This window comes from Caldanaerobius fijiensis DSM 17918, assembly GCF_900129075.1.
GTDB lineage: Bacteria > Bacillota > Thermoanaerobacteria > Thermoanaerobacterales > Caldanaerobiaceae > Caldanaerobius > Caldanaerobius fijiensis.
Genome location: NZ_FQVH01000003.1, coordinates 32,293 through 46,028 on the forward strand (window position 1 = coordinate 32,293; position 13,736 = coordinate 46,028).

The following is a 13,736-nucleotide window of genomic DNA, read 5'->3' on the forward strand; positions in this document are numbered from 1 at the left end:
ATGCTTATAGGAAATGATCAGATTTTAAAAGAGTTGAAGAATTTCAACGATGCTATAAAGAGTAAAAGACCGCCAGAAAGAAATGATTTAAAGGCGTTGATAAGTGAAATAGGTAGTTTTTACAGAGCGCGGAAGGATTATATAGCAGATAAGAAAAAGATGAGGGTGGCTGCGGTAGACGGCTCCCTTTTCTCTTATGGTGGCGGTTATCCATATATGCTCACATGTTGCCAATCATACGCTTATATTCTCCCGAGGGAAAATGATGATATATCCTTTGCAAAGGTGTTTTCACCTTTAATAAATGAAGATATGGAGAGATTGAAAGCAGAAGGTGAAGGGGAAGATGGCTCTGCTCTTGAAATAGCTGCCATAAGGACGGCTCAAAAACTGATGGCGGAACTGGAAATGAAGGCTGCAATGGAGGCTATCGATAGGTACAGGCCGCATCTTATAATGCTGGATGGAGGGTTTGTACAGTACAGAATAAAAACACCTGCGTTATGGGAACAGTTTGTGAAAAGGGTATTTGATACAGATACGCTTATTGTAGGCGTTATCGAAGAGGTTTCAACCCATATGATTTCTGAAGTGCTTGGCAATAAGCTTCCGGGGCAGCCCTATGACAGGGAGATTTTTTATGGTAATCTGGATATGGGTCAGTGGTTTCTGGTTCATCCTGACTATTGTACAAAAGAGGGATTTATAACCGCTTTCGCCCGGCTCTCAAAACAGCCGCAGGTTATCGCCTGTGATTTCTTGTTTGAGCAATGGGATTACGTCCATGAGGTAATGGATATAGTATACAGCATGACGCCGGAGCACAGCAGGGGCATACCGGTATTGCTGGACCTGGTAGATAGGGCTGTGCGATTGACAGCGCCAGAGATAAAAAGGCTCATTGAGATTTCACTGGATCCCGTGTCTAAAGAGTTGCTTCTAAGGGCTCAAAGGGACAGGAGATTATTTTAAGGGGTGAGAGTAAATGAGGGTAGTAGGCACGACCACTGAACATGAGGCGCTTATAGTGTCAAGGGAAAGGCCTTTTCGAATAAACGAAATATTAATAATTGAAGATACAGCAGGAGCTATACGGGTAGAAGTGATTAAGACCCAATCTCTGAATCCCCTTTTACCTGAGAGCAATTATGGATCGGGCCTTTTAGATGATACAGCTCTTGGGACATTGAAAGCTATGGGCTTTGCTCCCGAAGAAGAAACTTTATACATCGCTCAGGTAAGAGTGCTGGGTGAGCTGGATATTCCGATAACTGTTGGAGCGCAGGCGAGGGTACCCCACTTTAGCGAGATCCAAGATCTTCTGGTTCCCAAAGATATACCCAGAGCACTTTTAATGGGAGTTATAAGGGGTACGGAGGAGCTTTATGAGACCTTGCCAGATGCGTTAAAGGACCTGGAATATACAGTAGACCAGGAGAGCGGTGAACTGGTGCCGCAAAATGGGGTGCCATTTTTCTTTGATATAGAGAAGATGGACCAATACCCCCATATAGGTATTTTTGGTGGATCGGGTTCTGGGAAATCTTATGCCATGAGGGTACTCATAGAAGAGCTTATGGCCAAGCGGCTTCCAACACTGGTTTTTGACCCCCATTACGAACTGGATTTTTCTCAGCCTATTTTCGGCGTAGACCCTGGTAAGTGTTTGGCGCTGAGAGATAGATTTGTTTTGTTTGAGTTGGGAACCGATGTGGGAATAAGGTTTGATTCCATAACCGAGTCGGAGCTTATTGTTCTACTCAGGTCTTCAATGGGAGAATTTACGGAAAACATGGAACATGCTGCCAGGAGGCTTTATAAGCGAGGCGATAGTCTTCAGTCTTACAGGCAGAGGATAGAAGATGTTATGTGGATACTCTCCCATAAAAAGGAAATGGACGAGCTGGTCAGGGTCAATCCTGAGCCGGATACAAGGGAGGCGCGACTTGTAGAACTCTACAGCCAGTATTCCCAGGCCCAGCTCAGCGAGTACAGCTTGAGTGCTGTGGCCAGGAGGGTGGATGCGCTGGAGATGAGTGGACTTTTTAAAGGGGATTCTGTTCCGCTGGAGGAAGGTTTAAAGAGTGGCAAGACCGTAGTAGTAAGAGGACCTATAAAAAATCTGAACATTTTTGCTGTTTATATTATACGACACCTTTACAATAAGCGAAGACAATATCGAGATGCGATAACTCATACAGGAAGAGCAGGTGAAGAGTTTTTTCCTCCTTTTTTCATAGTAACCGATGAAGCCCACAATCTGGTGCCGAAGGCTACGGGGTTAAATGATTATGCGCCGGCGAGGCCTATTTTCAGGGAAATAGCTCAGGAAGGTCGAAAGTACGGGGTATTTCTGGTGCTGGCTACCCAGCGACCGGCTCTTCTGGATGACACGGTAAATGCTCAGCTCAATACCAAATTTATACTGAGAACAGTGAGAGCCCAGGACATTGATACCATACAGAGGGAAACGGATTTAACGCCATCAGAGACCGCCAGATTACCTTATCTCACATCGGGAAATGCCTTTATATCCTCAGCGATTACAGGGAGGACCGTCCCTGTTAGAATAAGAGCATCCTGGACATCCAGCCCTCATGCCCAGAGTCCATTTGAAGAGTGGAGAGCGTATATAGAGTCCAGAGGCGACGATTTATACCAAGTAGTAAGGGATTTGTTGCCTTTTAATACCATGCAGCTGGCTGCCGTGGCTGGAAAATGCGCTGAAAGATTAGGAAGAGATGTCACAGTGGATGAGCTATCAGAAGCACTGGATAGGTGGCTTGCACAGGGCAAGATTAAATCCAGTATAGGGCGCATCGGCAATATGAGAGTGTATACAGCGTAAATTAGTCAGGTGGTGTTTATGAAATTTCTATTTTTTACTGATACCCATTTAAGGAGTACAACTCCCGAAAATAGAACAGACGATATCGTTGAAACCATGAAAGAAAAGTTAACCGAGGTTGTACAGATAGCCAATGATAATAAGGTCTCAGCTGTGATACACGGCGGCGACCTTTTCGACATACCAAATCCCGGACTGGGAACCATGGGCGATTTAGTGGGGATTTTTAAAGGTCTGGAGGCTCCCATGTACATTGTAAACGGCAATCACGATATATACGGGCACAATATCGCTACGCTAAATCGCACGTTGTTGGGCTTTCTTATTGCGATGGGCAATATTACCCTTTTGACGAGAGAGCCTGTATACGTGGACGATGGGAATGTAAGAGTACAGCTTACAGGGGCAGGTTATCAGTACGATATAGATGATGATATATCCTCATATGTGGTATCGAAGGATAACTGTGATGTGGCAATCCATACTGTACATGGTATGCTTCTGAACAGGGCGGTATTTCCTGATGTGAGGTATACGCTGGTAGATGATATAAAGGATAAGACCCATGCCGACATAACCCTTGCAGGGCACTATCATCTGGGGTTTGACGAGGTGATTTACAACGGGAAGTACTTTTTCAATCCGGGAAGCATTGTCAGGTTGAGCAATCATCCTGCAGAAATTAAAAGGATGCCAAAGGTTTTGCTTATTGATTTGGATAGCGGCATAGCGTACAGGTATATAAAGTTAAAGTGTGCCAAGGCAGGACCAGAAGTGCTGGATCGAAGTAAAGTAGAAGAAGCCCGTTTTCGAGAAGAAAAAAGGGCATATTTTTTGCAGGAAATAAGAGCTGCTGCTGGTACGAGGCGAACAGATCCTTACAGCATATTGGATGCGGTCGTAAAGGCCAGGCAGGATAGCGAGGGCCTTTCAAAGGACGTAGTTGATGAGGTTAAAAGGCGTTTTGCTGAAGCTGAAGCTGCGCTGAAAGGTGGTATGTAAAGTGTTGCTGAAGAAAGTGGTATTAAACAACTTTCAGTCTCATGCCTATACAGAAATCGATATTGCGCCAACTCTTACAGTTATAGTAGGAGAGTCGGACAACGGGAAGTCCGCAGTGGTGAGGGCAATAAGGTGGGTGCTCTTTAATGAGCCCAGGGGATCGGATTTCATAAGGGTGGGTGCGTCGGAGTGCAGCGTGTCCTTGATATACGAGGACGGTGTGACAGTTACTAGGGTGAGGAATGCATCGGGCAGCAAAAACCGCTATATCATATCCCGACCGGGACAGGAGGAACAGGTTTTTGAAGGGTTTGGCATTTCAGTTCCTGAAGAGGTCGTAAAGGTAACAGGCGTAAAAAAGATAAAAATTGACGACGACGTAAGCGTCGATCTGCATACGGCACCTCAGCTAGACCCTCCTTTTCTTTTGATGGAGAACGGTTCTGTAAAGGCCAGAGCTATAGGCCGATTGACGGGAACGGATATATTCGATTTTGCTCATAAAAAGGCAACTCAAGATCTCAACCGCACTAGAGACGATTTAAAGCAGGCTAAGGGAGAGCTGGATATTCTGATAGATAATCTTAAAGAATACGATGATTTGCAACAGCTGGAAGATACTATACAAAAATTAAAAGGGCTTATAGAAAAAGTTGATTTGTTAAAAGAGAGATTAGTTTTTTTATCAGAAAAAAGAGAGATGCTTAATCGCATTGACTGCGAGATACACGAACTGGATGGTATAATAGAGGAGCTAAAAAGTATTGATAACATAGAAAATATGGCTTTAAAAACAGAAGCCCTGTGCGACAGATATATTACATTGATGAATTTTAAAGGTTCTCTGAGCAATTTGGCAAATGGTATAAACTCAGCCGAGTATGTATTGAAGGGTACTGAGAGCCTTCAAGAGTGTATTGCGTATTTATCGGAACTGGATGTGATGGTAAGCAAATATAAAACTGTAAAAGGCCTCTGCGATAAATATAAGAAGAATGATAAGGACCTCAATATAATCTACAGGGCGCTGGAAGATATGAAATATATTGACATATCAGAAAATATATACACTGAAGTTGCGAACATGAAGGAGAAATTGGATGTTTTAACTTCTATGAGGGATAAGCTTTATGGGTTGAAAAGGGAGTTGAAGTATGTCGAAAAAGTCCTAGATGATTCTAATGAGTTACCAGAGGTAGAACAACTTATATCAGGTGTACAGGGGATTTTAGACGTATACAGACAGTTGATCAAGATAAACCAGCAGTTAAAAGACGTAAAGCAAAATATTGCCATTGCTGATCAGGATATAAATAAGGCACAAAAGTCATTAAATGATATGGTCAATCGGTACGAAGAACTGCTAAAGGCTTTGAAGATATGTCCTGTATGTTTTTCACCTATAACTCAAGACAGGGCACACGAGATCGCCCACAATATTGCAGGTTAGGTCAGGGAGGGGATTGAAGTGAAAAATAGCGACGAAATAAGTAACGTAAATGAGAGCATAGCAAAGCTAAAAGATGGCATTGAAAAGGCCAAAAACTTACGGCAGAGAGCCATGACTCAAAAGGAGTTTCTGCTGAAACAGCAAGAGGAATTGAGAAATCAGATAAAGGAACTAGGGGTTGACCCTGATAACCTGGATCAGGAGATAGAGAGGCTTAAGAAGCAGATTGATGAATACCTTAAAAAGGCCGATGAATTGATGCCGTGGAAGCTTATAGAAAAAGCGAGATGATCTTATGAAAGATATAGATGAATTAAAAAAAGGATTGGAAGTACTTACAGCGTACTACCACCAGCGAAAGGGCCAGAGGGATAGGCTTAAACTGGAGGTTGAGAAGAAACAACAGGAGGTAGAATTGCTACAGCAAAAGCTGGATATGCTTACAAAGGTCAAATTGATATTTCAGGTGGCGGCAGAAAATGCCAGAGAGCAAGCCAGACAACATATTGAGCAAATGGTGACATCAGCTTTGCAGAGTGTGTTTGGTCCTGATATATCATTTGAAGTGGCGCTGGAGGAAAAAAGGGACAGGCCTGAGGTGGAATTTTTGGTAGCGTCTACGTATGGCGGAACTGCCAGGATAGCTAATAGACCTGAAGATTCCAGGGGCGGTGGAGTTGTAGATGTGGTCTCTATAGCATTGAGAAGTGCACTTTTGGAAGGGATGTATCCGAGATTAGATGGGATAATGGTGTACGACGAGCCTGCTAAACATGTATCTGAGGAATACAGTACAGCGGTAGCAGAGCTCATTAAAGGCATAAGCGAGGATATGGGCAGACAAATAATTATGGTTACTCACAATCAGCATCTGGCTGAAAGTGGGGAGATAGCCTACAAAATAATTTTAAAAAAAGGTATAAGCAGTGCGGAGCGCATAAAGTAAAAAGCTATGGGATTTGTCCCATAGCTTTTTGCAGTTGTATAGCTAAACTTTTCTTCACGATAAGTTTGTATAATTGATAGTCCTGTGACATACATATTAATAAACGCAGTCCTACAAAGGGGGTTATGGGTGGTATGGATTTTGAGGAACTGATAAAAAAAGATAGGGAAGCTAGGAAAAATACTGAGTTTGAAGGTACATTTCTCGACTATTTAAAAATAGTAAGAGAAAACCCGGATATTGTTAAATTGGCTCATAAAAGGCTGTACGATATTATAATTAGAGAAGGGTATGAGGTATTAAAGCCTGAAGAAAATCCCAGGATAAGAAGGATATACGGCAATGAAGCTATCAAGAAATACAACTTTTTTAAGGATGATTTTTTTGGGATAGACAGAACATTGATGAAGCTGGTAAACTACTTTCATTCGGCAGCTATGGGAGGAGAAGAGTCCAGGCAGGTGTTGTATTTAGTAGGTCCTGTAGGATCGGGTAAGTCTTCTATCATGGAAGCACTAAAAAAGGCCCTGGAGAGAAGTGAGCCTATTTATGCTATCAAAGGATGCCCTATGAGAGAAGAGCCGCTGCACCTGGTCCCAAAACACTTGAGAAGGCAGTTTGAGGAAATGCTGGGAGTACAGATCGAGGGGGACTTGTGCCCTATATGTCGCTATAGACTAAAAGAGGAGTATGGCGGAGAATACGAGAAGATGCCTGTGGTAACGGTGAATTTTTCTATAAGGTCTAGAAAAGGCATAGGCGTGGTACCGCCTGTGGATCCTAACAATCAGGATACATCAGTTTTAACCGGTTCTGTGGATATCTCCAAGATGGATTTATACCCTGAAGATGATCCGAGAATCATGTCACTAAATGGGGCATTTAATGTGGGCAACCGAGGTATTGTGGAGTTTATCGAAGTTTTCAAAAATGACGTAGAATATCTTCATACGATTATTACAGCTACCCAGGAAAAAGCAATACCCTCTCCCGGCAAAGGTGCCATGATATATTTTGATGGCGTTATACTGGCTCATTCCAACGAGGCAGAATGGAACAAATTTAAATCAGATCACACCAACGAAGCTATTTTGGATAGGATTGTCAAGATTGAAGTTCCGTACTGCCTGGAACTCAATGAGGAAATAAAGATATACGAGAAGATATTGAAGCAGAGCAGGTTCAAAGCCCATATCGCTCCACATACGGTGGAAATCGCCTCCATGTTCGCGATTTTAACAAGGCTTGTACCCTCTTCTAAAGTGGATCCCCTCACAAAATTGAAAATTTATAATGGCGAAGAAATTTTAGAGAAAGGTATGACTAAAAAGATAGATATCCTAGAGCTCAGAGAGGAGGCTGGAAACAGGGAGGGGATGTTTGGTATATCTACGAGATTTATAATAAAAGCCATTGATAGAGCCTTATCAGAGTCGGAATACGATTGCATAAACCCATTGAGCGTCATGGAATGCCTTGTTAAGTCGGTAAAGGAACTGGATATATCCGATGAGGATAAAAAAAGGTATTTGAGCTTTTTACAGGATACCCTGAAAAAGGAGTATAACAAAATATTGGAAAAGGAAATCACAAGGGCCTTTATACACAGCTTTAAAGAGCAGGCGGAAAGCTTATTTAATAATTATCTGGACCATGCAGAAGCTTACGTAAACAGGACAAAAATAAAGGACCGCTCCACAGGGGAGCAATTGGAACCCGATGAAAAATTCATGCGGTCTATAGAGGAACAGATAGGAATAACCGAAAGTTCAGCCAAAGGTTTTAGACAGGATGTGACGTCGTACATGTTTTACCTTATGAGAAGCGGTGGAAAAATCGATTATACGTGTTACGAGCCCCTGAAAGAGGCTATAGAGAAAAAGCTTATGGCGTCAGTAAAAGAATTAACCAGGATTATAACTAAAGCCAGGGTAAGGGATAAGGAACAGGACGAAAAATACGGTATGATGGTAGAAGAAATGAAAGCAAATGGTTACTGTGATCACTGCTGTGACGTGGTATTAAAATATGCCGCCAATAATCTCTGGAGGGATTGACGCCATGGCTGTATTCAGGGATTATCAGGAATCTCATTCTGATAGGGCAGCTGAGGATCGACAGAGGCACAGGCGCCTTGTGGAAGAATCTATAAAGAAAAATATTGTAGATATAATATCAGAGGAAAGCATAATAGGTCAGAGCAAAAATAAAAAAGTCAAAATACCCATAAGAAGCTTAAAGGAGTACCAGTTCATATATGGTAGCAATGCACCTGGTGTTGGCTCTGGAAAAGGTGACGAGAAAAGGGGAGATAAGATTGGCAGCATTGAAGAGGGAAATTACGGTACGGGTGCAGGAGACAGCAGCGGAGAAGACATTTACGAGACGGAAGTGACCATAGAGGAACTGGTTAATTACATATTTGAAGATTTAAACTTACCGTATCTGGATAGGAAAAAATTCTCTGAGGTCATCTCTGATCGCTCTATAAAACGCCGGGGGTATCAGAAAAAAGGCATTCCTCCGAGGCTCGCTAAAAAGCGCACGGTTATTGAGAAAATAAAGCGCAAACAAGCGACAAAAAGGGCATTAAAGGAGGAAGGGCAGGAAGAACACATAGGAAGATTTCCTTTCAAAGAAGAGGATTTAAGGTATAAAAGGGTGAAAGAAGACAGAAGGCGCGAATCCAATGCGGTGGTCATATGCATTATGGATACATCGGGTTCTATGGATCAGACCAAAAAGTATCTAGCCAGATCATTCTATTTTTTGCTGTATCAGTTCGTAAAGATGAAATATTTAAATGTAGAGGTAGTATTTATAGCCCATTCTACCGTGGCTAAAGAGGTAAATGAAGAGGAATTTTTTCATAAGGCCGAGGCGGGTGGGACTTATATATCCAGTGGCTACCAGAAGGCTCTGGAGGTAATCCAACAGAGGTACGACCCTGAATTTTGGAACATCTACGCATTTCACAGCAGTGATGGCGACAATTGGAATGAGGATGACAACAGGGCAGTAGAACTGGCCAAGAAGCTGTGTCAGGTATGCAATTTGTTCGGTTATGGGGAAATCATGCCTGGATTTTATTCCAGCACTATAAAAAACAGGTACAGGTCTGAGATACATTATAAAAATTTTGTAATATGTACGATTTCTAAAAAAGAGGATATCTGGCCGGCATTAAAAAAAATGTTAGAGTGCGACCAGGAGGTGGAATAAATGGATTACTCTATAGAAGAGCTGGAATACTGGGATGATATGATAGAAAGAAAAGCGCGGGATATGGGTCTGGATTTTTATCCACAGGAATTTGAACTGGTAAATTACGAGAACATGCTGGGATATGAGGCTTATGGAGGTATGCCGTCCAGGTATCCCCATTGGAGTTTTGGAAAGGCTTATGAAAGGCTGAAGACTTTTTACACTTACAATTTAACAGGGCTTCCTTATGAAATGGTGATCAATTCAAATCCATGTATTGCGTATTTAATGAAAGAAAATACGCTTTTATTGCAGATACTGACAATGGCCCATGTATATGCGCATAACGATTTTTTTAAGAATAACAGGCTTTTTAAAGAAGGCACCGATGCTGAAATGACCCTGGAGATGTTTAAAAACCACGCTGATAGAGTGAGGCGATACATTGCCAATCCGAATATAGGTTATGAAGGCGTTGAAAAATTGTTGAATGCTGCTCATGCTATAAGGTTTCAGATACCAAGGGTTATAGGTGAAAAGAGAAATAAAGCTATGGAAAAATCCCGGGATTTAAAGAGGGTTCCAATGGAACCTGAAGATGACCTATTATATTTTTTGAGAGAATACGGGGAACTGGAAGAATGGCAGAGAGATATACTGGAAATAGTAGAAGAAGAAACTCGGCATTTTATTCCCCAGATTGAGACAAAGATAATGAATGAGGGTTGGGCCAGTTTCTGGCATTACAAGATATTGAATTCCATGAACCTGCCACAGGATTTGTACATGGAGTTTTTAGATAGGCATAACCAGGTGGTAGCTCCCGTACAGGGGGCAATAAATCCATATTATATAGGTTTTAAGATGTATATGGACATTGAAAAAAGATACGGCTTGGATAAGGTTTTTGAAGTGAGGTCCTTTGACAGAGATCAATCTTTTTTGAGAAGGTATTTGACATATGAATTGATACACGATCTGAATTTATTTGAATATGTAAGAGAGGGTAAAGACATCGTGATAACAGAGGTGGCCGATGATAAGGGATGGGAAAAAATAAGGAATACCTTGAGCGATACCGCTGGTATGGGAGCAATACCTTATATAAGGGTAGTAGAAATGTCTGATAAGGACAGGACATTGACACTGGAGCACGTCTACGATGGTAGAGAACTGGAGCTTAATTATGCTTGCGAAACCCTTAAGCATATTGTAGATATATGGGGGCATAAAGTTGTATTAAAAACTCTCTTAGAAGGTAAGGTAAAGGAAATATTGTGCGATGAAAGTAAGAATATAAGCTTAACTTGATACTTATTTAAGATATTTATACTATGAAATAAAATATTTTATCTTGTTCACTATTGAAAAAAATTCGAAAATAAGTTATCATTAATTCAAACTATTCAACATGATACCGCTTTTCACTGTGCAATAATAATTTTTACATCTTGCATTTTAACCGAGGAGGGAGTTTTTTGGCGAATAAATTGCTAATGACGCCAGGGCCTACGATGGTGCCTGAAAGGGTATTAAAAGCCATGGCGAGGCAGCCTATTCATCATAGGACACGTGATTTTGGTGAAATTTTTAATTCTATGAACGTAAAGTTGCAAGAGATTTTTGGGACTAAGAATTATGTACTTACCTTCCCGGCATCGGGTACGGGTGGTATGGAAGCCGCAGTAGCCAATTTGTTCAGGCCTTCAGATAAGGTATTAGCTGTAAGTATAGGAGTTTTTGGTGATCGTTTTGCACAGATAGCAAAGCGATTTGGCGTTGACGTAGATATGTTAAGCTATGAGTGGGGACGATCTGCTTCTCCTGAGGATGTAGTAGCCAGGCTCAAGGAACGTAAATATAAGGGGATTCTCATAACACACAATGAGACGTCTACAGGAGTAATAAACGACATTAAATCTATTTGCAAAAGTATCAGGGAGGTTGACTCAGACATACTCATAGTTGTAGATGCTGTGAGTTCAGCAGGCGGTGTGCCGGTAGATGTGGATGCTAATGATATTGATGTAATGATAACAGCGTCTCAGAAAGCACTTATGACACCTCCGGGTCTTGCATTTATCTCTGTAAGTGAGAGAGCGTGGAAGTCGATAGAGACCGACCCTGTAAGCTATTATTGGGATTTTAATGCTGCTAAGAAGGGTCTTCAAAAATCTATTCCCGATACACCTTATACGCCGGCTATTTCGCTGATTGTAGCTCAAAACGAAGCCCTTTCTATGATTATGGAAGAAGGACTTGAGAATGTCTTTTTAAGACATCAAAAGATAGCTGCAGCGACTCAAGCCGCATTGAATTCTTTAGGATTTGAGTTGTTCGCCGATAAATCCGATTCATCTCCACTTATTACCGCGGTAAAAGCGCCTGACGGATTTGATGTATCTCGCTTTTTGTCTTTGGTGGACCGACAAGGAGTGGTTTTAACAGGTGGTCAGCAGCATTTGAAGGGGAAAATCTTCAGAATTGGACACATGGGGTATATAAATAAGGAATTTCTTTTAAGAGCCTTTGAAGCCATTGAGATGGCGATGGTTGAGATGGGATTTAATATAGAGAAAGGCATTAGCTTAAAGACTATAGATGAAACATTAGTATAAAAAACAAAGGGTGGTGTTGCTGCGTGGATAGAGAATATAGGATAATTGTGACTGAGAGGATAGACGAGGCAGGTATTCAGTACCTAAAAGAACATGCGGAAGTGGATATAAAGTACGATGTGCCTTATGAAGAATTGTTAAAGATCATAGATGAGTATGATGCTATTATTGTCAGAAGCGTAACAAATGTTTCGGAAGAACTGATGAAGGCCGGGAAAAAGTTAAAAGTAGTAGGTAGAGCTGGAAATGGGACTGATAATATAGATCTGGATGCTGCAACACGGCTGGGAATAATTGTAGTCAACACGCCTGAAGGAAATATTATAGCAGCAGCAGAGCTCACTATTGCACATATACTCGCGATATCCAGGAATTTACCTCAAGCTAATTATGCAGCCAAACAAAAGGATTTTAGAAGAAATAGATTTAACGGAGTAGAGCTTTATGGCAAAACCGTAGGTATCATCGGCCTTGGCAGGATAGGTTCACTGGTGGCTACAAGGTTAAAGGCATTTGGTATGCGTGTCATAGCCTATGACCCTTATATTTCTGATGAGAGATTTACTAAATTTGGGGCAGAAAAGGTAGAAAATCTAGATGACCTGCTTAGGCAATCAGATTTTATTACTATTCATACGCCGAGAACTCCTGAAACTATGGGAATGATAGGAAAGGAAGAACTTAAAAAGGTAAAAAAAGGCGTTAGAATTGTTAACTGCGCCAGGGGTGGACTCATAGACGAAGAAGCTCTTTATGAGGCGTTAAAAGAGGGAATTGTTGCAGCCGCCGCATTGGATGTTTTTGTAAAGGAACCGTCTTACGAGAAGGAACGGGATGAAGATTTTGATAATCCACTGTTGAATTTAGACAATGTAATTGTAACACCTCATTTAGGTGCATCTACTGTAGAGGCACAGTACAACGTAGGTTATTCGGTAGCAAAAGCGGTTATTGCGGCTCTAAACGGTGAAATTACACCTAATGTTGTGAACATGCCTCAGCTGGATAAAGAAGAACTTTTTGCAATGAAGCCATTTTTAAACCTTGGAGAAAAGATAGGGAATATCTATTATCAGGTGGAGAGAGAACCGGTAAAGAAGATCGAAATAAACTTAAGCGGGGATGTAGCGCAGTGCCGTTCGCAGTTTATATCTATGTCGGTGTTAAAAGGGTTGCTGGATCCTGTTTTAAATGAGCGGGTAAATTTTGTCAATGCTGAATATGTTGCAAAGTCCAGGGGCATTGATGTGGTTGTAAGCAGCAGCAATGAAGTGAGCGATTATACGAATCTGGTCAAAGTGCGCTTTGAAAATGCTAAACGCTCATTGGAGTTTGCAGGTACAGTGTTTGGTAAAAATGAACTGCGTATAGTAAACTTCATGGGTTATGAGGTAGAGTTTGCACCATCGGAGTATATGCTGGTGGTTAAAAATGTGGACAAACCCGGTGTCATAGGTCAGATTGGTACACTTTTAGGCGTTTCAAAAGTCAATATTTCCATGATGAGGGTTAGCCCATCAAAAGATGGGAAGGCCTTAATGGTGCTTGGCATAGATAGGGGATTATCCAGGGAAACCTTGTCTATGATAAAAAACATAGAGGGCGTAGAAAATGCCATTATGATGAATTTGTGATTTTGGCATAATTTTGTACTTGAAAAACACCTGA

The 13,736-nt window shown here is 41.5% G+C and carries 11 protein-coding genes; all 11 read left to right on the forward strand.

The window, feature by feature from the left end; all coding sequences use genetic code 11:
• Positions 1-972 carry a DNA double-strand break repair nuclease NurA gene (locus BUB87_RS02460; protein ID WP_073341522.1) on the forward strand — a complete coding sequence of 324 codons (972 nt, stop codon included), beginning with the start codon at positions 1-3 and terminating at the stop codon, positions 970-972.
• A gap of 13 nt (positions 973-985) precedes the next feature.
• Positions 986-2,848 (forward strand): ATP-binding protein, encoded by a 1,863-nt coding sequence (locus BUB87_RS02465; RefSeq protein ID WP_073341523.1) that lies wholly within the window; start codon positions 986-988, stop codon positions 2,846-2,848.
• An 18-nt stretch (positions 2,849-2,866) separates the two neighbouring features.
• Positions 2,867-3,850 (forward strand): metallophosphoesterase family protein, encoded by a 984-nt coding sequence (locus BUB87_RS02470; protein WP_073341524.1) that lies wholly within the window; start codon positions 2,867-2,869, stop codon positions 3,848-3,850.
• Position 3,851: 1 nt separating this feature from the next.
• Positions 3,852-5,300, forward strand: coding sequence for an AAA family ATPase (locus tag BUB87_RS02475; protein ID WP_073341525.1), 1,449 nt, complete (start codon positions 3,852-3,854; stop codon positions 5,298-5,300).
• An 18-nt stretch (positions 5,301-5,318) separates the two neighbouring features.
• Positions 5,319-5,591 (forward strand): coiled-coil domain-containing protein, encoded by a 273-nt coding sequence (locus BUB87_RS02480; protein ID WP_084110797.1) that lies wholly within the window; start codon positions 5,319-5,321, stop codon positions 5,589-5,591.
• Between the two features lie 4 nt (positions 5,592-5,595).
• Positions 5,596-6,246: an OLD family protein gene (locus BUB87_RS02485; RefSeq protein WP_073341526.1), complete on the forward strand. Its 651-nt coding sequence runs from the start codon at positions 5,596-5,598 to the stop codon at positions 6,244-6,246.
• Positions 6,247-6,380: 134 nt separating this feature from the next.
• Positions 6,381-8,303: a PrkA family serine protein kinase gene (locus BUB87_RS02490; RefSeq protein WP_073341628.1), complete on the forward strand. Its 1,923-nt coding sequence runs from the start codon at positions 6,381-6,383 to the stop codon at positions 8,301-8,303.
• Between the two features lie 4 nt (positions 8,304-8,307).
• On the forward strand, positions 8,308-9,468 hold the full coding sequence (gene yhbH / locus BUB87_RS02495) for a sporulation protein YhbH (protein ID WP_073341527.1): 1,161 nt from the start codon (positions 8,308-8,310) through the stop codon (positions 9,466-9,468).
• On the forward strand, positions 9,469-10,761 hold the full coding sequence (locus BUB87_RS02500) for a SpoVR family protein (RefSeq protein ID WP_073341528.1): 1,293 nt from the start codon (positions 9,469-9,471) through the stop codon (positions 10,759-10,761). It abuts the gene before it with no gap.
• A 167-nt stretch (positions 10,762-10,928) separates the two neighbouring features.
• Positions 10,929-12,068 carry a pyridoxal-phosphate-dependent aminotransferase family protein gene (locus BUB87_RS02505; protein ID WP_200792744.1) on the forward strand — a complete coding sequence of 380 codons (1,140 nt, stop codon included), beginning with the start codon at positions 10,929-10,931 and terminating at the stop codon, positions 12,066-12,068.
• A gap of 23 nt (positions 12,069-12,091) precedes the next feature.
• On the forward strand, positions 12,092-13,702 hold the full coding sequence (gene serA / locus BUB87_RS02510) for a phosphoglycerate dehydrogenase (RefSeq protein ID WP_073341529.1): 1,611 nt from the start codon (positions 12,092-12,094) through the stop codon (positions 13,700-13,702).
• Positions 13,703-13,736: the final 34 nt, after the last annotated feature.